The organism is Streptomyces sp. NPDC028298 (assembly GCF_055565895.1).
This window is the reverse complement of the sequence record NZ_JBVHTL010000007.1, coordinates 163,130-184,314: the sequence shown is the minus strand read 5'-3', so window position 1 is coordinate 184,314 and position 21,185 is coordinate 163,130. Positions and strand designations below refer to the sequence as shown.

The 21,185-nt window shown below is 74.7% G+C and carries 20 protein-coding genes; 16 read left to right on the top strand and 4 right to left on the bottom strand.

Annotated elements, in window-relative coordinates; genetic code table 11:
• Positions 1 to 296: 296 nt before the first annotated feature.
• Positions 297 to 710, bottom strand: coding sequence for a hypothetical protein (locus tag ACZ4TO_RS29180; RefSeq protein ID WP_468025662.1), 414 nt, complete (start codon positions 708 to 710; stop codon positions 297 to 299).
• Between the two features lie 402 nt (positions 711 to 1,112).
• On the opposite strand from ACZ4TO_RS29180, the gene ACZ4TO_RS29175 reads away from it, so the two are divergent.
• From ACZ4TO_RS29175 to ACZ4TO_RS29100, 16 genes are all read left to right on the top strand, one after another.
• Positions 1,113 to 2,363: an aminotransferase class V-fold PLP-dependent enzyme gene (locus ACZ4TO_RS29175; RefSeq protein WP_468025661.1), complete on the top strand. Its 1,251-nt coding sequence runs from the start codon at positions 1,113 to 1,115 to the stop codon at positions 2,361 to 2,363.
• 183 nt (positions 2,364 to 2,546) lie between these two features.
• Positions 2,547 to 2,723 carry a hypothetical protein gene (locus ACZ4TO_RS29170; RefSeq protein WP_351867782.1) on the top strand — a complete coding sequence of 59 codons (177 nt, stop codon included), beginning with the start codon at positions 2,547 to 2,549 and terminating at the stop codon, positions 2,721 to 2,723.
• A gap of 72 nt (positions 2,724 to 2,795) precedes the next feature.
• Positions 2,796 to 3,662: a JmjC domain-containing protein gene (locus ACZ4TO_RS29165; RefSeq protein WP_382778261.1), complete on the top strand. Its 867-nt coding sequence runs from the start codon at positions 2,796 to 2,798 to the stop codon at positions 3,660 to 3,662.
• On the top strand, positions 3,662 to 4,633 hold the full coding sequence (locus tag ACZ4TO_RS29160) for a JmjC domain-containing protein (protein ID WP_468025660.1): 972 nt from the start codon (positions 3,662 to 3,664) through the stop codon (positions 4,631 to 4,633). Before ACZ4TO_RS29165 ends, ACZ4TO_RS29160 begins: the two co-directional genes overlap by 1 nt.
• On the top strand, positions 4,630 to 5,829 hold the full coding sequence (locus ACZ4TO_RS29155; RefSeq protein ID WP_382778259.1) for a YcaO-like family protein: 1,200 nt from the start codon (positions 4,630 to 4,632) through the stop codon (positions 5,827 to 5,829). Before ACZ4TO_RS29160 ends, ACZ4TO_RS29155 begins: the two co-directional genes overlap by 4 nt.
• Positions 5,826 to 7,175 carry a TfuA-like protein gene (locus ACZ4TO_RS29150; RefSeq protein WP_468025659.1) on the top strand — a complete coding sequence of 450 codons (1,350 nt, stop codon included), beginning with the start codon at positions 5,826 to 5,828 and terminating at the stop codon, positions 7,173 to 7,175. Before ACZ4TO_RS29155 ends, ACZ4TO_RS29150 begins: the two co-directional genes overlap by 4 nt.
• Positions 7,172 to 9,220: a S9 family peptidase gene (locus ACZ4TO_RS29145; RefSeq protein WP_468025658.1), complete on the top strand. Its 2,049-nt coding sequence runs from the start codon at positions 7,172 to 7,174 to the stop codon at positions 9,218 to 9,220. Before ACZ4TO_RS29150 ends, ACZ4TO_RS29145 begins: the two co-directional genes overlap by 4 nt.
• The gene (locus ACZ4TO_RS29140; RefSeq protein ID WP_468025657.1) at positions 9,217 to 9,396 is read left to right on the top strand and encodes a hypothetical protein; all 180 of its coding nucleotides are present in this window, start codon (positions 9,217 to 9,219) and stop codon (positions 9,394 to 9,396) included. The genes ACZ4TO_RS29145 and ACZ4TO_RS29140 overlap by 4 nt, the downstream gene beginning before the upstream one ends.
• Positions 9,393 to 10,313: an AAC(3) family N-acetyltransferase gene (locus tag ACZ4TO_RS29135; protein WP_468025656.1), complete on the top strand. Its 921-nt coding sequence runs from the start codon at positions 9,393 to 9,395 to the stop codon at positions 10,311 to 10,313. The genes ACZ4TO_RS29140 and ACZ4TO_RS29135 overlap by 4 nt, the downstream gene beginning before the upstream one ends.
• Positions 10,310 to 10,852, top strand: coding sequence for a GNAT family N-acetyltransferase (locus ACZ4TO_RS29130; RefSeq protein WP_468025655.1), 543 nt, complete (start codon positions 10,310 to 10,312; stop codon positions 10,850 to 10,852). Before ACZ4TO_RS29135 ends, ACZ4TO_RS29130 begins: the two co-directional genes overlap by 4 nt.
• A complete protein-coding gene (locus tag ACZ4TO_RS29125; protein WP_468025654.1) occupies positions 10,849 to 12,159 on the top strand; it encodes a M16 family metallopeptidase in 1,311 nt (436 codons plus the stop codon). Before ACZ4TO_RS29130 ends, ACZ4TO_RS29125 begins: the two co-directional genes overlap by 4 nt.
• Positions 12,156 to 13,529 (top strand): M16 family metallopeptidase, encoded by a 1,374-nt coding sequence (locus ACZ4TO_RS29120; RefSeq protein ID WP_468025653.1) that lies wholly within the window; start codon positions 12,156 to 12,158, stop codon positions 13,527 to 13,529. The genes ACZ4TO_RS29125 and ACZ4TO_RS29120 overlap by 4 nt, the downstream gene beginning before the upstream one ends.
• A gap of 83 nt (positions 13,530 to 13,612) precedes the next feature.
• Positions 13,613 to 14,902, top strand: coding sequence for an MFS transporter (locus tag ACZ4TO_RS29115; RefSeq protein ID WP_468025652.1), 1,290 nt, complete (start codon positions 13,613 to 13,615; stop codon positions 14,900 to 14,902).
• 28 nt (positions 14,903 to 14,930) lie between these two features.
• Positions 14,931 to 15,392 (top strand): nuclear transport factor 2 family protein, encoded by a 462-nt coding sequence (locus tag ACZ4TO_RS29110; protein WP_468025651.1) that lies wholly within the window; start codon positions 14,931 to 14,933, stop codon positions 15,390 to 15,392.
• 303 nt (positions 15,393 to 15,695) lie between these two features.
• Entirely contained in the window at positions 15,696 to 16,451 is a 756-nt protein-coding gene (locus tag ACZ4TO_RS29105; RefSeq protein WP_382778248.1) for a thioesterase II family protein, read from the top strand.
• Positions 16,448 to 17,497, top strand: coding sequence for an AfsR/SARP family transcriptional regulator (locus ACZ4TO_RS29100; protein ID WP_468025650.1), 1,050 nt, complete (start codon positions 16,448 to 16,450; stop codon positions 17,495 to 17,497). The genes ACZ4TO_RS29105 and ACZ4TO_RS29100 overlap by 4 nt, the downstream gene beginning before the upstream one ends.
• A 49-nt stretch (positions 17,498 to 17,546) precedes the next feature.
• Here ACZ4TO_RS29100 and ACZ4TO_RS29095 read toward each other — a convergent pair whose 3' ends face one another.
• From ACZ4TO_RS29095 to ACZ4TO_RS29085, 3 genes are all read right to left on the bottom strand, one after another.
• A complete protein-coding gene (locus ACZ4TO_RS29095; protein ID WP_468025649.1) occupies positions 17,547 to 18,224 on the bottom strand; it encodes a hypothetical protein in 678 nt (225 codons plus the stop codon).
• The gene (gene argB / locus ACZ4TO_RS29090; protein ID WP_468025648.1) at positions 18,221 to 19,129 is read right to left on the bottom strand and encodes an acetylglutamate kinase; all 909 of its coding nucleotides are present in this window, start codon (positions 19,127 to 19,129) and stop codon (positions 18,221 to 18,223) included. The genes ACZ4TO_RS29095 and argB overlap by 4 nt, the downstream gene beginning before the upstream one ends.
• 274 nt (positions 19,130 to 19,403) lie before the next feature.
• Positions 19,404 to 20,756, bottom strand: a complete 1,353-nt coding sequence (locus ACZ4TO_RS29085; RefSeq protein WP_468025647.1) for a lysine N(6)-hydroxylase/L-ornithine N(5)-oxygenase family protein — start codon at positions 20,754 to 20,756, stop codon at positions 19,404 to 19,406.
• Positions 20,757 to 21,185 lie beyond the last annotated feature (429 nt).

Sequence of the window (21,185 nt, the reverse complement as noted above, 5' to 3'; positions counted from 1 at the left end):
CTCGCTCCTTATGACAGCCTTCCGGCTTGGCAAAATATTGCCTGAATGGTGGCAAGGGTGGCCTGAGGTGGGGTCCTGAGGCGGTCGAGCGGCACTGGAGTCGCTGGTGGCGAGGGGGCGTTGCCGCCGGGGCGGCGGGGGCGAGGTTGCCAAGGCGCCCGGGGCGGGGGAGTGGCCGGCGATCACCGGGACGCCGTGCCGCGTGCGGATGCCACCCCGGGAAACACCGAAGCCCCCGCTGGGCGTCGCTGCCTGCGGGGGCGTCACGGGGCGGGCGCGAAGGCCCGGGGCGCGGATCAGACGCTGGCGACGGCCGGGGCGACCGGCCAGTTGATGTCACCGGCCTGCACGGCGGTGGGGGCGACCGGCCAGTGGGTGTCGGCCTGGACCGCGGCGGGGGCCACCGGCCAGTTGATGTCACCGACCTGCACGGCGGTCGGCGCGGTCGGCCAGTGGGTGTCGGCCTGGATCGCGGCCGGGGCGACCGGCCAGTTGATGTCGCCGACCTGGACCGCGGTGGGGGCGGTGGGCCAGTGGGTGTCGGCCTGGACCGCGGTGGGGGCGACCGGCCAGTTGATGTCGCCGGCCTGGAACGTGGAGACCGTCTTCGCCGTCGTCGGCCAGTCGATCGCGTCGGCGGCGGTGGCACCCGCGGCGGAGAAGGCGGTGAGGGCGGCGGCGGCGACGGCGATGCGGGCGATGCGGTTCATGGCGGGCTCCTCGGTGTCAATTTCGTTTTCGTTGCTTGGCAACCTTCTGCCAAGAAGATTGGCAACCAAAGCTCGCAAATTGGTCGGGAATGGGTCGATTCGGACTCAAGGTGCACGCCAGGAACACCCCAGGAGGCGGCCCACCGTCGCCGAGTTGCCTAGAAAAAGCCGCCCTGAGCTGCGGAAACGAGGATTCTTGGCAGAGCCGGAAACGCTCTGGCAACGCTTGGCAATTCCTGGGGAACCGGGCCGGACGCGGTCGAGACCCCTGCCGCCGGCCCGGCAACTAGAGCCGTGCCTGAGCCGGTGCTGTCCGAGGTTGCCAAAACTCCAACACGGAAGGCAAGGTGTTGCCAAGAACTAGGCAATCATTTGCCTCACCTGTGGGGGGAGGCCCCTGAAGTGAACGAGAAATCCCACGGTGACCGCAGGATCCACCTCAACCCGGCCGGCACGGGCCGCATGCCCGCGGCCGTACGGGAGGTCCTCACCGAGTGGACGCGTTTCGAGGACCGCCACGGTCCCTACGAGCTGGACGAACGCCTCGAGGACGTCCTGCACCGGGAGATCCACGAGCGGCTGGCCGCCCTGCTGGGCATGCCGCCCGGGGACACCTTCCTGTGCACCGGCGCCGCCGACGCGTTCGCCGCCGTGCTGTCCCGGCTGCCGCTGGGCCCGCGCGACCGCGTCTGGACCACGCCCTACGAGTCGGCCGCCAACCTCAGCGCCGTCCTCGCGCTGCGCGCCCGCACCGGCTGCCGGCTGGAGGTCGTACCGCTGCGCCCCGACGGCGACCTCGACCTGGAGTGGATGGCACGGCACATCGGCGGCGACGTCGCCCTCGTCTGCGTCCCGCACGTGCCCTCCGGCTGCGGCATCGTCCATCCCGTCGAGGACATCGGGCGCCTCCTGGCCCCCCACCGCTGCCTGTACGCCGTCGACGCCTCCTACGCGGTGGGCCAACTGCCCCTGGACGCCGCCCGCATCGGCTGCCACCTCCTGACCGGGGACGGCTGGAGGTTCCTGCGAGGCCCCTACGCGACCGGATTCGCCGGCGTGGCACCACGGCTGCGCACGATGCTGGCCCCGCACGGCGGCCTGCCCCTGGCGCCTCCGCACGGCGCCGCGGCCGCCGCGCTGAACCGGGCCCTGGCCCTGCACCCGGCCTCGCCGCCCGGCAGCGACCTCGCCCCCGGCCTGCGCGCCGCCGTCGAGGACACCGCCGGCACCGAACTGATCGCCCCCGGACGCCTCCAGAGCGGCATCGTCACCTTCCGCCACCCGGACGTGCCCGCCGCACTCGTGCGCCGCCGGCTCGCCGACCGCGGCGTCGTGGTGTGGAAGACGGTCGCCGAGGAGGTCCCGCTGTACCTGCCCGAGCGCGGCGTCCTCACGGCCGTACGCGCCTCCGTCCACCACGACAACTCGGCCGAGGACATCGAGGTGTTCGCCCACGCCCTCAAGGACGCCGTCACCCGCCCCCGCCCCCTCCCCGCCCCCGCCCCGCCCGCACCCGTACCCGTACCCGTACCGGCGGATGTCGTGCCGTCCCGGCCGGCGGGGCCCTCCACCGCGCGCGTGCGCGCGGCCGGCCGGCGCCACCTGGCCCTGGTCCCGGACCGCACCCCGGATCCCGGCCGCCCCGGCACCTGAACCGCCCCGGCCGGCCCGCGGTACCAGGTACGGGAGGAGAACTCCCGGGCCTCGTGCGGAGGTCGGGCGGCCGTGGCCGGTGGTTCGAGCCGGGCACGAGGGGTCTCCAGGCACATCCCGAGTCAGGTCCTGTTCCCTCCAGATGCGGTCACTGAACGGCAGTGGCCCCAAAGGAGGTTTCGCATGGCTCTGCGCGACGTTTTCCAGTCCCTGAACGAGACCGACGCCGTCGCCTCTCCGGCCGAGTCGCGTCTGGCGGGCGAGGGCGTCCTCGACCCGGAGAAGGCCGCCGTCCTCAACAACAACGAGGAGGCCGCGGACGCCCCCATGACCGTCCTCAGCCAGATCAACGAGGCCTGAGCAGCCTGACAGGCGGCCGCCTGGGAGCGACATGCTCCCAGGCGCCCCCGGACCGGAAAGGTTGGCATCAGCATGCCCGCAGCCACTCCTCTGCCTGCCGCCCTGACCGGCAGGCTCCTCGGCGACAGCACCTGGGGACGCGCGCACCGCGTCGAGAAGCAGGCCCTTGACCCCTCGGCCCTGCTCACCTCGGACACCGTCCGGCGCCTGCTCGACGCCAGCCTCCTGAAATGGCCCTACTTCACCCTGCTGCGCCACGGTGAGGTGCCCACGGTGTCCTCGTACACCACGAAGCGGGACGTGATCGGCCACAAGGTCGCCGGATTCGCCGACCCCGCCGCGATCGCCCGCCACATGAAGGGCGGCGCCTCCCTCAAGCTCAACCAGGTCGGCGACTGGCACCGCCCCACCCGCGCCATCGCGCGGCACCTGGAGGAGATCCGCCCCGTCGCGGTCAACTCCTACGTCTTCCACACGCCCGAGGAATCACGCGGCATGCTTCCCCACCGGGACGCCGCCCACGTGCTCGTCATCCAGCTCGAAGGCCGCAAGGAGTGGCACCTGTACGCCGGACCCGGCCAGGTCGGCGCCTCGGCGGGCCTGGACGTGGACGCCGCCCGGCCCAGCCACGTCTTCACCCTCGAACCCGGTGACGTGCTCTACCTGCCGCACGGCTGGCCGCACGACGCCGTCGCCCGCGGCGGCGACTCCCTCCATCTGACGTTCACGCTCACCGAGCCGACCCCGCAGGACCTGCTCGACGCGCTCCTGCGGCGCTTCCTCGACGACGAGCACAACCTCGTCCACCACTTCCACACCCGCCCGCTCCCGGCCCGTACCGCCGAGGTCCGCTCGGCCCTGACCGAACGGGCCCGGACGCTGGACGGCGACCACTGGGCGCGCACCGCGCTCGAGACGATGCGGGAGGCGATCGGCTGATGCCCACCACGACCACCGAGACCCGTCAGACCGCACCGGCCCGGCCCCCCGGCCAGGACGGCGGATGCGGTGCCGGCTGTGCGGGCGGGCACGACGTGCTGCCCGCACGCCTGGAGCACCTGGTCGGCGACACCGACACCTTCTTCCGCGACCACTGGGCGGGCCAGCCCGTCCTGCTGCGCGCGCACAGCGATCTGAGCCGGCTCATCACCGAGCAGGAGATGTGGGACGAGGTCGACTGCGGCCTGCTGTCCCGGCCCTACTTCACCATCTTCAACGAGGGCGTACGCACCGCGATCAGCGACATGACCCGCAGACGCACCGTGGTCGGCCACGAGCTGCCCGGCTTCATCGAACCCGAGCGCATCCGCGAGGACTTCGCGAACGGCGCCACCTTCAAGTTCAACCAGGCCGAGCACTGGCACCCGCGCATCCGCACCCTGGTCAAGGCCCTCGAACCCCACTTCAGCGGCGGACTGGAGTCCTTCGTCTTCCTCAGCCCGCCCGGCAAGACCGCCATGCAGGCCCACATGGACGGCGCGCACGTCTTCATCCTCCAGATCGCCGGCGTCAAGGACTGGGTGGTGGGCCGCGTCGACGACACCTCCACCAGCGACTCCGTCCTCCACGAGGGCGCCATCCCCGACGAACGCCGCATCGAGCTGACCCTGCGCCCCGGCGACGTGATGTACATGCCGCACGGCACCCCGCACTACGCGACCGCCCGCGAGGGCAACTCCATCCACATCGCCATCACCGTGGAGGAGCCCACCGCGCAGAACCTCGCCGAGGTGTTCCTCGCCGGCTTCCTCGGCGACCCCGTCTTCAAGGCCCTGCACGACAGCCACCACCACCATCCCCTGGCCGAGCGCACCGAACTGCTGCGCCAGGCACTGCTGGACCACCTCGCCCGCGCCGACGAGAACGCCACCGCCCGGGCCGCGGTCACCCTGCGCAGGGAGCACCGGTGAGCGGGCCGCGGGTACCCGGCCGGGCACCCTGGATGAGCGGCGGGGGACCCGCGGCCGTCGCCGAGGGCACCCTGCGCACCCTCGGCCTCGAGGACACCTGGGCCCGCCTCCAGCCGCAGCTCGCCGCCCGCGGCATCACCCGCGTCGCCGACCTGACCGGCCTCGACATCCTCGGCGTACCGGTGTGGACGGCGATCCGGCCCGCCGCCGCCACCCTGGCCGCCAGCGCCGGCAAGGGCCTGTCGCACACCGCCGCCCGCATCTCCGCGGTGATGGAGTCCCTGGAGGTCGCCGTCGCCGAACAGGCCCGGCCCCCCGGCGTCACCCACGGCACCGCCCGCACCCTGAACCCCGGCTACGGCGTCGACGAACTGACCCTGCACCCCGTCTCCCTGGTCGACGACCGCACCGTCCTGGAATGGACCAGGGGCTGGGACCTGACCGGTGCCGCGCCGGGCCTGATCCCCTCGGCCGCCGTCGGACTGCGCGGCTGGGCCGCCGCCCGCTGGCAGCCCCCCACCTTCGTCACCACCACCAACGGCCTGGCCTCCGGCAACGACCACGTCGAAGCCACCCTCCACGCCCTGCTGGAGACCGTCGAACGCGACGCCCTGGCCCGGCTGCGCCCCGCCGACGCCGTCGCCACCGACCTGGACACCCTGGGCGAGCGGCTCGGCACCGTCGTCGACCGCATCCGCGCCGCCGGCGCCGACGTCGCCCTGGAACGCATCCCCTCCGTGCCGGGCACCTGGGCCTACACCTGCTGGCTCACCCAGCCCGAGATGTGGCAGATCTTCGCCGGATCCGGCTGCCACACCGACCCCGCGATCGCCGCCGAACGCGCCCTGCTGGAAGCCGTCCAGAGCCGCGGCTCCACCATCAGCGGCGGCCGCGACGACATCCCCGAATGGACCTTCCGTCGCCTGGGCGCCCCGGCCGACCGGCCACGCCCCACCCCCCGGCACACCGAACCCATGCCCACACCGGCCCCACCGGCCGCCTCCCGCACCCTCGAACAGGTCCTCGACGACCTCGTCACCGCCGTGCACCGCACCACCGGACGACCCGTCATCGCCGTCGACCTCACCCCCGGCCGGCAGCCCTGGCCCGCCGTCGTCCAGGTCTTCGCACCGGGACTCGGGCTCACCCTGCACCACCCCCGCCCGCAGTCCCTCGCCAGCAGGAGCTTCGCGTGACCCCCCGCCGCATCGCCTTCGTCGGCCCCACCCTGCCCGCACACCAGCGGCCCCGCGGCCCCTTCGCCTACCGGCCGCCCATCCGCCACGGCGACCTGTTCGACCTGGCCCTGCGCCCCGGCGACCAGGTCCTCATCATCGACGGCGTCTACCAGCACTTCGCGCCCATCCGGCACAAGGAGATCCTCGCCCAGCTCGCCCGCGGCGTGCACGTCGCCGGCACCGCCAGCCTCGGCGCGCTGCGCGCCGCCGAACTCGCCGACTTCGGCATGCAGGGCCTGGGCCAGGTGTACGGACAGGCCCGCGCGGGACGTCTGAGCGCGGACGCGGACGTCGCCGTGCTCCACACCGACGACAGCGCGGGCGCCCGCCGCCTGACCGAGGCCATGGTCTGCGTCCGCCACGCACTGACCGAACTGCGCGACGCCGGCACCCTGGACGCCGGCCAGGCGGCCCGCCTCGAACAGGCCGCCGCCCGCCTGCACTTCACCGAACGCTCCCACACGGGCCTGCGCCACGCAGCCGGCCCCGACCGCCAGGCCATGAACCTGCTCCTGGACCACCTTCGGCACCACGGCGACATCAAGACCCGCGACGCCCGGCACGCCCTGGACACCCTGGCCGCCCGCCCCGTCCCGCCCCCCGCCCCCGGCGCCGCGTCCGCCGCCGAGGTGTGGACCAGCTCCTACGGCCGGGAATGGGATTTCGAACACCGGCCGCTCAAACCCGGCTCCACCGTCGGCGCCCGGCTCGCCCTGGCCTGCCTGCAACTGTTCGCCCCCGACTTCCCCGAACGCCACCGCGCCTACACACTGCGCCTGGCCACCACCACCACAGCCGCCGGGGCCGCCGGAGTTGCCGGTGCCACCAGTGCGACGGGCACGGCTGGTGCGACAGGCACGGCCGGTGCCGTCGGTGCGGCCGGGGCGTTGTTGAGTGCCGCCGGGTTCGCTCCGGCCACGCGTCCCTATGCCCGTCTGGCCCGTGCCACCGAGGCCACCGCCCACTGGACCGCCGACGAACGCCTCCTGGCCCGCACCTTCCGTCTTCCGCCGGGCCGGCTCGTCTACCAGGACCTGCCCCCCGAGGCCGTCGCCGGCAGCACCCTGGACGAACTGGAACAGCGCTGCCTGCACCTGCTGCTGCCCCCCGCCGCACCCCCCGCCCCCACCAGCCGGCGCCACGCTCTGCTCCAGGAGCTGTGGCAGACCGACTGCGATCACGACTACCGGCTGTGCGCGCTGGAACGCGGCTTCCGCGACACCGCCGAGGCCGCCCGGCTCGCCGGCGCCTTCGACCTCGCCCTGATCGCACGGCTGCTGCGGGAGCCGGCGGCCACCCGATGACCCCCACCGCACCGCCCACCCCCACCCGCCCCGACCAGAACCCCGCCCCAGCCCCAGCCCCGGCCCCGGCGTCGGCTCCGGTTCCGGCGTCGGCGCTGGCCCTGGTCGAGGCGCACTGCACCGAGCCCCGCCCCACCCAGGTCGCCGCCCACGGCGACGACGGCCTGCTCCTGCGCGTCGACGTCCCCACCCGCCACGGCGCCGAACACCCTTACCTGGTCCACTACCGGCGCCGCCCCAACGGCACCTGGGAAGCCGGCTGGACCCTGCCCTGGGGCACCCAGGCCCTGTCCGTGCCCGGCGGCTACGTCTGCGTCCGCCGCGCCGAGGGCCGCACCCTGGTGGAACTGCGCCCCGCCGACGGAGGCCCCGGACGGCTCCTGCTGACCACCCCCGGACACGTCGGCGCGCTCGCCCCCCGCCCCGGCGGCGGCCACCTCGCGGTGACCACCAGCACCTTCGGCGGCCCCGGCGAACACCCCGAAGGACTGCTGGCCGGCTCCGACGCCGTGTGGGCCGAAGGCTCCGACATGACCCTCAGCTACGCCAAACAGCCCCAAGGACCCTGGCAGGTCCACCTCGTGCCGCTGGACGGCACCGAACCGCACCGGCTCACCCCGCACATCCCCGCCGGCCTCGCCCTCTCCGGCGAGGCCGCCTGGGCCACCCCGGCCACCCTGTTCCTGGGCGCCCTGCGCCACCACCGCCACGGCGTACGCAACTTCGGCCTGCTCGCCCTCACCGTCGACACCGGCCACGAAGACCGAGACAGGGATGAGGACGGGGGTGAGGGCGTCACCCGCGAGCTCTTCAGCGACATCGTCGACCTCTGCTACCCCGTGCCCGGCCCCGGCGGACAGGTCGCCTACCTGGGCACCACACCACGCCACGACAATGCGCCCATCACCCAGTACGCCTGCCTCGTCGGCGAACACCTGGGCCGGCCGGTCCTGCTGAACGCCGAGAGGGGGCTGTGGCAGCGCCCCGTCGGCTGGGACGGACCGCGCCGCCTGGTGTGCACCGCCGAATCCGGTCCGCGCCGCGGCCTGTACGTCCACGACCTCGACGACGCCACCTGGCGGCCGGTGCCCACCCGCGCCTCGGTGATGCACGCCCGCGTCCACGACGGCCGCGCCGCCGTCCTGACCTCCGCCCCCGACCTGCCGCCCGCCCTGGAGGTGACCGGCCTGCACCCCGGCCCCGGCCGGCCCCCCGGCGAGCATGTCGTGTCCGCCGAGGCACCCCCCAGGCCCGGCCGGCTCCACTACCGGCCCCAGCGCATCCCCGGCACCGACGGCGACGTCGCGAGCTGGCTCTGCCTGCCCGAGCACGGCACACCCCACGCCACCGTCGTCCTCTACCACGGCGGCCCGTTCCAGAGCTGGGGCGAATGGTCCTGGCGGTGGAACCCGTGGCCCTTCGTCGCCTGCGGCCTGGCCGTCGTCCTGGTCGAACCCCCGCTCAGCCTCGGCTACCCCGACGCGGTGCGCACCGGCTGGCGCCAGTGGCGCGGCGGCATCGCCGCCAGCGCCGCCGCCCAGGTCGAAGCCGTCCGCGCCGCCGAGGGCCTGCTGGACTCACCCCTCGCCCTCATGGGCGGCAGCTTCGGCGGCTACCTCGCCCTGACCACCGCCGACCTGCTCAACCCCGACCTGGTCGTCGCGCACGCCGCCCCCCTCGACCTCACCCAGGTCGCCGAGGGCAGCGACGTGGGCTGGCAGTGGATCCGCGAGTTCGGCGACCCCACCGAATGGCGCCCGCTCTACCAGGTCAACAGCCTCGCCCCGCGCCCCGTACGGCCCGACGCCCGCGTGCTGCTCTCGCACGGACTGCAGGACGGACTCGTCCCGCCCACCGAGACCCTGCGCACCCACCGCGCCCTCGCCCGCCAGGGAGTGCGCAGCGAGGTCGCCTTCTTCCGCTCCGAGGCACACCCCCTCAGCCGCCCCGGCAACATCCGCGCCTGGTACCGCTGGGTGCTCTCCGCCGTCACCGACGAACTCACCCCCCAAACCGCCGACACCCCTACGGAGGTGCCGTTATGACAGACCGTCACATCGGTGCCCGCTCCCGGATCGCCGGCGGACCCGGCCCCCGCACCCTCGGACCCCCGCGCCCCGGCGTCGCGACGGTGTGCCGTCACATCGTCGCCCGCTCCTCCCGGGCCACCCGAGGTCCCGGCCCCCGCACCGCCGACACCCGTACGGAGATGCCGCGATGACGGGCCGTCACATCGTCACCCGGGCGCAGATCGCCGACGGCCTCACCGCCCTCGGCGTGCGGCCCGGTGCCACCGTCATCGTCCACAGCGCCCTCAGCTCCTTCGGCTACGTCGTCGGCGGCGCCCACGGCGTCCTGCTCGCCCTGCGTGATGCCCTGGGCCCCGACGGCACCCTCGTCATGCCCGCCTTCACCCCCCAGCTCTGCCATCCCTCCACCTGGCGCGCCCCCGACCTCGCCGAGGCCGCCACCGACCCGCGCATCGCCGCCCGGATGCCGCCCTTCGACCCCCGGCGCACCCCGGCCGCCCGCACCATGGGCGTGCTGCCCGAACTGCTGCGCACCCAGCCCGGCGCCCTGCGCTCCCGCCACCCGCACGTCTCCTTCGCCGCCCAGGGCCCCCACGCCGCCACCGTCGTACGCACCCACCCCGCCGCCTGGCGGCTCGCCGCCCACGGACCCCTGGGCCGGCTGTGGGACCTCGACGCCCACGTCCTGCTGCTCGGCGCCCCCTGGAACAAGACCACCGCCCTGCACCTCGCCGAGTACGCCACCGCCTACCGGGGCCGCAGAGCCGGCCTGTGGGCGCTGCCCGAACCCGACGGACGCGGCGGCAGCCGCTGGCACCGCGTCCCCGAACTCCTCGTGTGGGAAGGCGACTTCGACGCCCTGGGCGCCGCCTACGAAGCCGCCGGCGCCCCCCTCGCCGACGCACGCGTCGGCGGCGCGCACTGCCGGGCCGTGCCGCTGCGCGACCTGGTCCGCTTCGCCTGCCGCTGGCTGGCCGGGCACCGCGACCTGAGCGGCGCCCTCGCCCCGCCCGGCTGGCTGGAGGTGGTGGATGCTGAAGCCCCGCTGCCCGCCGGTCGACTCGGCGCGGCACCCACCGACTCGGCGGCCAAGGAGCCATCCACATGAGCAGCGAAGTGTCCCTGCGTCCCGTCGTCCCCGGCGATCTCGACCTCTTCGAGAGCGAGTTCACCACCCAGGACGGCACCGGCCCCTTCCAGTGGTTCGGGTTCACCTCCACCCACCGGCTGCGCGAACGCTACGCCGAGGACCGCCTCCTGGGCCGCGAGGGCGGCATGCTCACCATCACCGCCGCCGGCCGGGCGGTGGGCCGCGTCGAATGGTTCGCCTCCGCCTGGGGACGCCCCGACACCTCCGCCTGCTGGACCATCGCCATCGCCCTGGTGCCCGCCGCCCGCGGCCGCGGCACCGGAACCGCCGCCCAGCGCCAGGTCGTCGACTACCTCTTCGCCCACACCCGGGCCGAACGCGTCCAGGCCTTCACCGACCACGCCAACCTCGCCGAGCAACGCGCCCTGGAAAAGGCCGGCTTCACCCGCGAGGGCACCCTTCGCTCCGCCCAGTGGCGCTCGGGCCGCTGGCACGACCAGGTCCTCTACTCGGTCCTGCGCACCGACACACCCCTGTGGGACGAGGAGCCCCGATGACCTCACAGCCGACCCGTCTCGTTCTCGGCAACGGGCTGAGCGTCCTGCTGCAGCCGCTGCCCGGCTGCCAGGTCGTCGCCACCTGCCTGCACGTCGGCACCGGTTTCCGCAACGAACCGGTCGCCGGCGCCGCGCACCTGCTGGAGCACGTCCTGGCCCAGGGCGCCTCCAGCAGCAGGCCGCTCACCGACGCGGTCGCCGCCGCCGGCGGCACCGTCAACGCGCGCACCGCGGCCGACTACACCCAGTACACCGCCATCCTCCCGGCCGGCGCGCTCGAACTCGCCCTGCGCATCGAACACGACCGGCTCACCGACCCCGACCTCGGCCCGGCCCACGTCACGGCGCAGACCGCCGTCGTCCAGGCCGAGATCCGCCGCAACATGCTGCAACGCCCGCACGGCGGACTGGTGCTGTTCGACCTGCCCGCCCTGCTGCACGACACCTGGGCCAACCGGCACAACGGATACGGCGACATCGAGGCCCTGGGGGACCTCGGCCCCGCCGAACTGGGCCGCTTCTTCCAGGCCTCCTACGCACCCGGCAACACCCACCTCGCCCTCGTCGGCGACTTCGACCCCCACCACGCCCGCGACCTGGTCGAGCAGCACCTGGCACCGGTGCCGGCCCGCACCGGGCCGCCGCGCCCCCACACCGCGGAGGCCCCGCTCACCGCCCCGCGCCGGGCACTGCGCGACGAACGCATCGCCGCCACCGCGCGCACCGCGCTCGGCTTTCGCACCCCCGACCCGGCCACCGCACCCCAGGCACACCTGGCCACCGTGCTGCTGGGCGAACTGCTGGAGGACCTGGGCACCGACTGCGCCTGCCACCGCGGCACCCGGCGGACCTGGGGCGCGTTCAAGGCCCGCGCCCACCGCACCGGCAACCCCTTCGACGTCGCCCGCGACGCCCTGTTCGCCGTGGACTTCCCGCACCCCGTGGACCTCGACCCCGACGAGGCCGAACACTGCCTGCGCTCCGTGCTGGCCTGCGTCGCCGACGGCAGCGTGCCCCTGGCCGGGCCCCTGGCCCGGATCCGCCGCCAGCTCGCGCTGGCCCTGCACGCCGAACTGGACTCCGTGGCCGGCCAGGCGTCCTGGCTGTGCGTGGGCGCCGCCGTCCACCGCGATCCGCTCCACCTGGCCGGCCTGCCCGGCGCCCTGCTGCGGCTGCCCGACACCGAGGTGGCCGCCGCGGCCGCCCGGCTCGCCGCCGCCCCCGCCGCCCGCCTCACCAGCCGCCCCGCCCCCGCAGCCTGCGCGCCCGCCGCGGTCACCGCCGTCCCCACAGGAGCCGCACGATGACCGCCCCCACCGCACCCCGGACCACACCCACCGCACCCCGGACCACGCCGGCCGCACCCACTGCCCCCCACGTCGGGCCCGTCGCACCCGCGCCCGCTGCACCCGCGCCCGCGGCCGTGTCCCGTTTCCGTGCTCCCGCGTACAGCGAGCAGGTCACCGGCCGCGGCACCGCCGTCGCCGTCCAGCGGGCCGGGACCGGCCAACTGGCCGAAGCCAGACTGCTGTTCCCGCTGACACCGGCACCCGGCGCGCACCAGAGCCGGGTCGAGGTGATGGCCGAGGCACTGCGCGACGCGCTCACCGAGGCCGCCGCCGACCTCGCGACCGTCCGCGTGGAGGCACGCGGCGACCGGGCCGTCGTCGCGGTGCGCACCTTCGCCGACGACGTCGCCGCCACCCGCGCCCGTATCCGCGACTGCCTCGACACCGGCCGCCCCCACCAGACCCGCCGGGTGCGCGAGGCGGCCGGCCGGGTCGCCCGGCGGCTGGCCGCCGCCGAAGCCGTACCCGCCTACCTCGCCCGCAGCCACTTCCTCGCCGCCGTCTTCGGCCCCCACCCCTACGGCCGCGCGGCCACAGCGGCCGACGCCGCCGGCGTCGACGGCGCCCAGACCGCGGCCCTGCTGCACAGCACGCCCGCCGCCCGCCGCCACAGCGTCCTCGTCGGCCCGGACCCGGCCGGAGAACTCCTGGCCCAGGCGGCCGCCCTGCTGCCCCGCACCACCACCGCACCGCACGACCGGGCCGACGCCCCCCGCCCGCCCGCACCCGCCCCGGGCCCGCGCCGCACCGTGCTCCACCCGGCCACCCCGCAGACCCTGCTGCGCCTGGGCGCCCTGGTGCCCGGCCGGGGCCACGACGACTACCCGGCCCTGCAACTGGCCGCACTCATGCTCGGCGGCTACTACGCCAGCCGCCTCACCCTCGTCCTGCGCGAACGCGAGGGCCTGGCCTACGCGCCCCGCGCCGTCCTGGACCCGCTGGGCGGCGACGCCGTACTGACCGTGGAGGCCGACGTACGCCACGACGGCGCCGCCCGCGCCCTGACCCTCATCGCCGAGGAGACCCGCCGCCTGGCCGACGGCGCGTTCAGCGCCCAGGAACTGCGCAACGCCCAGAACTACGCCGTCGGTTCCATGGCGATGGCCTGCTCCTCCCGCTCCGGACTGGCCTCCACGTACGCCGCCGTGCTGGCGAGCGCACTGCCCGCGAGCTGGCCGGCCCACTACGAGGACAAGCTGCGCGCCCTGACCGCCGCCGACGTGGCCCGCGCCGCGGCCGCCCACCTGGCCGCGCCCGCCCTGACCGGAGCCGTCGTCGCCCCCGCCGCCCTGGAGGGCCTGCCGCCCACCGCGCCCCAGGCCACCTGAAAGCGCGGCGACGACGCGGGGCCGGACACCGGCCCGGACCGCCCCACCGACCCGGACCACCTCAAGGATGGGACCCACCGCCCGTGAAAACGCTCCTGAAGCGCACGTTCTCCCCACTGCGCGGCCCGGCCCGCACGCTTGGCGCGCTGCACTTCGTCGACAGCCTCGGCAACGGCCTGTTCATGGCCGGCTCCGCGGTCTACTTCGTCACCGTGGCCGGCCTGCCCGCCACCACGGTCGGCCTGGGCCTGTCCCTGGCCGGCCTCAGCGGCTTCGTGGCCAGCCTCGTCTTCGGCCGGATGACCGACACCGCGGGCGCCCGCCGCCTGCTCGCCGTCCTGCTGTTCCTCCTGGCCGGCGCCTACACCCTCTACCCGGCGGTGCACTCGCCCGCCGTCTACTTCCCGGTGGTCGTCCTGACCGGCGCCCTGGAGTACGGCTGCGGACCGGCGTTCGGCGCGCTGATCGCCGAACTCGTCCCGGACGGCGAACGCGTCAGGGCCCGTGCGGCCCTGCGCTCCCTGTTCAACGCCGGCTTCTCGGCCGGCGCGCTGACCGCGGCCGCGCTGATCTCCCTGGGCCGCGACACCCTGGCCCTGCTGCCGCTCGGCAACGGCCTGACCTTCCTGGCGGCCGCCGCCCTGGTGCTGAGACTGCCCGCCAACGACGCCCGGGCCGCCGCCGGCTCCCAGCCCCTGCGGGTCCTGCGCGACCTGCCCTTCCTCGGCGTCATCGGCTCCTCCAGCCTGCTCGCCCTGCACAGCGCCGTCCTGCTGGCCGGCATACCGCTGTGGATCGTCCGCAACACCGACCTGCCGCGCGCCCTGGTCCCGTTGATCCTGGCCGTCAACACCGTCCTGGTGGTCCTCTTCCAGGTGGCGGCGGCCCGCGGCTCGGAGAGCCTGGACGGCTCCGTCCGCGCCGCCCGCAGATCCGGCGCCGTCAGCATGCTGGCCTGCGCCGCCCTGGCGGCGGGAACCCTCACCGGATCCGCCGCCACCGCCGCGATCACCCTCGGCGCGGTCCTGCTGTTCACCCTCGCCGAACTGTGGCAGGCCGCCAGCGGCTTCGGCCTGGGCTTCGGACTGGCCCCCGAGCACGCACGCGGCGAATACCTCGGCGCCTTCCACCTGCACATGGTCATCCAGGCCACCCTCGGCCCCGCCCTGGTCACCTTCCTCGTCGTCGGCCACGACGCCCTGGGCTGGCTCGCCCTGGCCGCCCTCTTCCTGGCCGGCACCGCGGCCATCGGCCCCGCCGTCACCCACGCCCGCCGCACCCTCCCCGGCCCGGCACCCGCCCCCGGCCCGGCCCCCACCTCGCAGCCCACACCCCGCCCCGAACCGGCCCCCGAGCCGCAGGGCACGGTCTGACGCGGACGCAGAAGCGGAGGCCTCGCACATGACCGTCGAACTCGCGGACACCACCCACCCCGCCCCGCCCGCACAGGAGTTCGCCGCCCTGTACGCGCAGGCACAGCACTTCTACGCACACCAGATGCGGCTGCTGGACACCCACGACACCGGGCGCTGGGCCGAGACCTTCGCCGAGGACGCCGTCCTGCACCTGCCCGCACTGCCCGCACCGCTCAAGGCCCGCACCGCCCTGCCCGGCTACGTACGGGCCGGCGCCGCCCACCGGCGGCGGGCCGGAGACCGCCTGCAGCACTGGGTCGGCCTCCTCGACGTACACCCGCAGAAGGACGGCTCGCTGCACACCCGCTGCTCCGCCCTGGTCCACACCACCCCCGGCCAGGGCCGCCCCAAGGCCCTGCACGTGTACGTCATGCAGGACGTCCTGGTCCGCTCCGGCGGCCAGTGGCGCATCACGCACCGCCACGTCACCCGCGACGACCTCGCCTGAACCCCGGCCCACGGCCGCTGCAGCCGAACTCGACGTTCCGTCCAGCACACGAGACGTGAGGACCCCGCCCGCCTAACGTCGTACACGCACATCCTCCTCCCCGTCCGCGCCCGCCTGCCGTCCCGACGAGGGCGGGCGCGTCGACGCGGGAGCAGGCACGTCCACACGCACTCGAGAGCGGTTCGAGGCCCGCTCAGGACAGCGGGCCCCACGGCCCGGACGCCGCTATCGTCCCCATTCCACCCCGGTCCGGACCCGTTCGCGGCGGACCGGACGGGCGAGTGTCCTCTCGATGGAGTTCTCATGCACAAGGCGGAAGAGCCGAAGCTGCGCCTGTTCGTGTTCCACCACTCCGGCGGTTCGCACCTGGCCTACCGCGACTGGACCTCCTGCTTCCCCGCCCACTGGGACGTGCAGATCCCCGACGCACCGGGCCGCGGCCCCCGCGACCGGCGCCCCGCGCTGCGCGACGCCGGCGCCCTGCTCGACCACTTCCTGCACGAACTCGACACCCGGCTGAGCGGCCCCTACGCCTTCTTCGGGCACAGCATGGGCGGACTGGTCGCCTACGAACTGACCCGCCGCCTCCTCGACCAGGGCCGCACACCCCCCCTCTGGCTCGGCGTGTCCGCCCGCGGCACCCTGCACCCCGACGGCGACCCGGTGCGCCGCCACCTGCTGAGCGACACCGCACTGCGCCACGAGCTGACCACCATGGGCGGCACCCCCGCCGAGGTCATGGACCACGACGAACTGTGGGAACTGTTCGAACCGACCATCCGCGCCGACCTGCGCATGAGCGAGACCTGGCGCACCCCGCCCCTGACCGCGCCGCTGCCCGTCCCGCTGTCCGTGTTCGGCGGCACCCTCGACCAGGTGGCCCCGCCCCACCGCCTGGACGGCTGGGCCGAGGTCACCGAGCACTTCCTGGGCCGGCACCTCTTCGACGGCGGCCACTTCTACTTCCAGGACCACCTTCCCGCGGTCGCCGCACAGATCCAGGACGACGTACGCCGCGCCCAACTGGCCACCCGCGCACCGTCCACGGCCGCCCGATGAGCGTCCTGGACCTCCCCGCACCCGCCCCCACCGCACCCACCCGCACCCGCACCGTGCGGGCCACCGGAGCCACCGGAGCCACCGGAGCCACCGGAGCCACCGGAGCCACCGGGGCCACCGGGGCCGGCGAGGCCACCGGGGCGGCCTCGGTCGCCGAGACCGTCGAGGCGACCGAGTTCCGGCTGCTGGGACCGGTGGCCGTCCACAACCGGCTCACCCAAACCGGCATCACCCCCGCCGGACCCAAACAGCGGGCCCTGCTCGCCACCCTCGTCGTCCACGCCGGCGAACAGCTCTCCGTGGACCGCCTGGTGGAGGAACTGTGGGGCGACCGGCCCCCCGCCAACGCCCCCAGCGCCCTGCACACCCACGTCGCCCGGCTGCGCCGGCTGCTGCCCGCCCCCGGCCACGAGTGGATCAGCACCCTGCCCACCGGATACCTGCTCAGCCTCGGCCGGGCCTCCACCGACGCCGCCCGCTTCACCCGCCTGTCCGGCCAGGGCCGCGCCACCGCCCCCGGCGACCCCCGCCACGCCACCCGGCTCCTGGGCCAGGCACTCGCGCTGTGGCAGGGCACGGCCCTGCAGGACTCCTGCCACGGCCCGCTGTGCACGGCCGAGGCCGACCGCCTGGAGGAAGCGCGCCTGACCACCCTGGAAGCCCTGTACGAGGCGAGCCTGAACTGCGGCCGCCACGCCGAGACCGTCAGCGACCTGGAACGCCTCACCGCCGCCCACCCGCTGCGCGAACGCCTCTACGACCTGCTGATGCTCGCCCTGTACCGGTGCGGCCGGCAGTCCGAGGCCCTCGGCGTCTACGAACGCGCCCGCCGCCGCCTTCTGGGCACCCTGGGCGTGGAACCGGGCCCGGCGCTGCGCCGCCGCCTGGAGGCGGTCCTCAACCACTGCCCCACCCTGGCCCCCGCGGATCCGCACCGCCCGGACCTGGCGGCCGAGGTGGCACGCCTCCAGACCCGGATCGACCGACTGGTCGAGGACCAGGCCCGCCTGCTGCGCGGCATCCGGGAACAGGACCCGGGCACCTGACACCCGGACCACCGCCGCCCGGCGGCGCACGGCCCCGGGCCCGGCGCGGTCAGAGCAGGCCGGTGAACGCGGCGAAGACGTCGTCGAGTTCGTTCGAGTGCACGGTGAACGACTCGGGTGCCAGGGCCGCCGCGTCGAGGGCCGCGAGCACGGCCCGCACCGCCTCGACGCCGGCGTCCGCGGGGATCTGCAGGGTGCCCGTGACCGGGTCGCCGCAGGCACCCTCGAAGCAGGCGCCGGCCCGCTCCAGCGCGATCGCGTCGGCGAACCGCAGCCGGATGACGGCGGCCGGCGGCCCGCTACGCGGCTCGGGCCACCCCCCGTCACCGGTGCCGGTCTGCGGGTCCGGCCCCGCTGCCCGGTAGGCGGGCAGCAGGCTCAGATGGGAGCGGGCCGCGGGCAGCGGGTGCTCGGGTCCGCCCAAGGAGAGCGCGTCACCGCCCTCGTCCCCGTACGGGCCGTCCTCCCCGGTCGGCGGGCCCGCCGCCTCGGCCGGGGTGTCCGCCTCGGCCAGGGCGTCCAGCAGCACGGACCGGGCCCGGGGCGGCAGCGAGGCGGCGAGACGGCGCGCGCACTTTTCGGCCCGCGCCCCGCCCGCCGCGGCCACGGCGACCAGCTCGTGCACGAGCACGGCCGGCTGCGGGGGGTGCCCGGTGCCCGGGGGCGGCCCCAGGGTCCCCGCCGGACCGGCGGGCGGCTGCTGTCGCTGGTGCCACTGCTCGTTCACGCCAGGACCTCCTGATCGTCCGGGTCCGGCACGATCACCGTCCCGATCCCGTCGTCGGTGAACATCTCCAGCAGGACCGAGTGCGGGACGCGCCCGTCGATCACCCGGGCCGCGCCCACCCCGCCCCGTACCGCCGCCAGGCAGCCGGCCATCTTGGGCACCATGCCCTCGCTCAGTTCCGGCAGGAGCTTTTCCAGTTCGTCGGCCGTCAGCCGCGGGATGACCTCGGCCCGGTGCGGCCAGCCCGCGCACAGCCCCGCCACGTCGGTGAGCATGACGAGCGCGTGGGCCCCGAGCGCGGTCGCCAGCGCCGCGGCCACGGTATCGGCGTTGACGTTGTAGACCAGGCCGTCCTCGACACTGCGGGCCAGCGGCGAGACCACCGGGATCCGGCCGGCGGCCAGCAGGCCGTCCAGGGTGGTGGTGTCCACGCCGGTGATGTCGCCGACCCTGCCGACGTCGACGGGTTCCCCCTCGATCCACGGCACGTGCCGCACCGCGGTCAGGGTGTCGGCGTCCTCGCCGGTCATACCGACGGCGAGCGGGCCGTGACGGTTGATCAGCCCGACCAGCTCGCGCTGCACCTGCCCGGCCAGGACCATGCGTACGACGTCCATCGCCGCCGGCGAGGTGACGCGCAGGCCCGCGGCGAACTCGCGTTTCATGCCGCGCCGTTCGAGCTCGGCGTCGATCTGGGGGCCGCCTCCGTGCACCACCACGGGCCGCAGCCCGGCGTAGCGCAGGAAGACGACGTCGCGGGCGAAGGCCGCCGTGAGGTCCGCGTCGACCATGGCGTGTCCGCCCAGTTTGACGACGACCGTCCGGCCCTGGTGACGGGCCAGCCACGGCAGGGCGTCGCCGAGGGAGCGGGCCTTGGCCTGGGCCTGCTGCACGCTGACGGTCATGAGACCCTCGCCCGCCGAACGAGGCCGCCGACCGGGGAATTGGCGCTCATGGGTCACGACTCCTTCTGTGGGGGCCCCGGTCGCGGGGCTGGACCCCATGACCGGTGGACATGCGCTGGAAAGCTGCACGAAAGGACTTGGCTGTGCTGCGGGTTCCTGGGACGGTGAACTCCGCCCGGCCCGAGGGGGCGCGGCGCGCTCTCGCGCGCGGGTTCTCGAGTGTCCTGCCGCGAGGTCACGTCCTGTCAACAAGACAGCGGCCGGGCCCGGTGCTTCAGGCGGCCGAGCGGGTGGCCCGGGCGGCGGTGGTGCGGCCCAGTTCCCGTTCGGTGCGCCGCAGCACGATCGAGTCGGCGATCTCGCCGCTGCGGACCGCGATGTTCGACAGCAGGGCCGAGGACAGTCCGTGGGTGTGCTCGGTGCCGCCCTGGAGGTAGACCCCGCTCTTGAGCCCGGACGCGCTCAGCAGGCGGTAGTCGCGCTCCACCTGGTGCCGGCCCGCCGCGTCGCGCAGGAAGTGGCCGTCGAAGTCGCCGAGCAGGCGGGCGGGGTCGAGGTTGTCGTAGCCGGTGGCGAACACCAGCGCGTCGACGGCGAGTTCCTCGGTACGGTCGTCGAGCAGCGAGCGCAGGCCCACCCGCGTCTCGTTCCCGGCGCGCTTGACGTCGGTGACCCGGGTGAGGTTGCGGAAGCGCAGCCGTTCGGTGCCGCGCACCCGTTCGTCGTAGCTGCGCCGGTACAGGTCCCGGATGACGTCGGAGTCGACCACCGAGTAGTTGGTGTTGCGGTGGTAGCGCCAGAAGGCGTCCCTGGCCTGCTCGGTGCCGAAGTAGTGGTCGTCGACCGCGTCGGGGTCGAACACCTGGTTGGCGAAGGGCGTGTCGTCGGCGATGGCGTAGCCGTAGGACGGGACGACGGCGCTGACCTGGGCGTGCGGCAGCGCGTCGTGGAAGAACCGGACGATCTCGGCCGCGCTCTGGCCGGCGCCGACCACCGCCACGCTCTTGAGGTCCTTCGGGTCCTGCGCGTCGAACCTGGCGAGGAACTCCGAGCTGTGCCACACCCGTTCGTCGGAGCGCACGCCCTCCGGCAGCCTGGGCACCAGGCCGGTCGAGATGACCACGTTGCGTGCGGCGACCACGCGGGTGCCGCCGTCGCCGGTGCGCACCTCGACCTCCAGGAGGTCGCAGGACGGCGCCGCGGCCTCGGTGACGGGCCGGATCGAGGTGACCTCGGCGCCGTAGGTGACCCGGTCGCCCAGATCGGCGGCCGCCCACTCCAGGTACTGGTGGAACTCCTGGCGGGTGGGGAAGAAGTCCTGGTTGTTCACGAACTGCACCAGCCGGTCCGAGGCGTGCAGATACGAGACGAAGCTGTACCGGGACAGCGGATTCCGGTACGTCGCCAGGTCCTTGAGGAACGAGATCTGCATGGTCGTCGACGGCAGCAGCATGTTCCGGTGCCAGCCGAAGGCGGGCTGCCGCTCGAAGAAGTGGGCGGTGACCGGATGCTGCGGAGTGCTCGCCCCGTGCTCTTCCAGAGCGATGGCGAGCGACAGGTTGGACGGGCCGAACCCGATACCGACCACGTCGTAGACCTCTTCGCTCCGCCTGCCCGTTGTCTCCATGTGAATGCTCCCGATGCGTCTGGAAATCAACCCGGTGGCCCACAACGCCTTCCGGCTTGGCAAAACCTTGCCATGATGTTGGCAAGGCGATCCTGAGATCCGGTCTCGTGACGCTGGAGTGGTGGCGGAGTCGCTGGTGGGAGAGGTGACTTCGGCCCGCGGCGGCGGGGAACCCTTGCCTCGCACCGCCCGGCGCCGCCCGATACTGCCGGTGCCCGGTGCCCGGTGCCCGGTGCCCGGTGCCCGGTGCCCGTGCTCGTCGTGCTCCCGCTCGTGGCGGTGCGTCCCGTCGCCGGTGCCGGTCCCGTCGCGCGGCCGGTGCCGTGCGGGTGCCGGCCCGTGTGCGCCACCGGGTGCGCGGAAATGCGGGAACGGGGTGCGGCAGAGGTGTTTTTCGGAGCGTTTCTCGAAGAATAATCGAAGACCGCT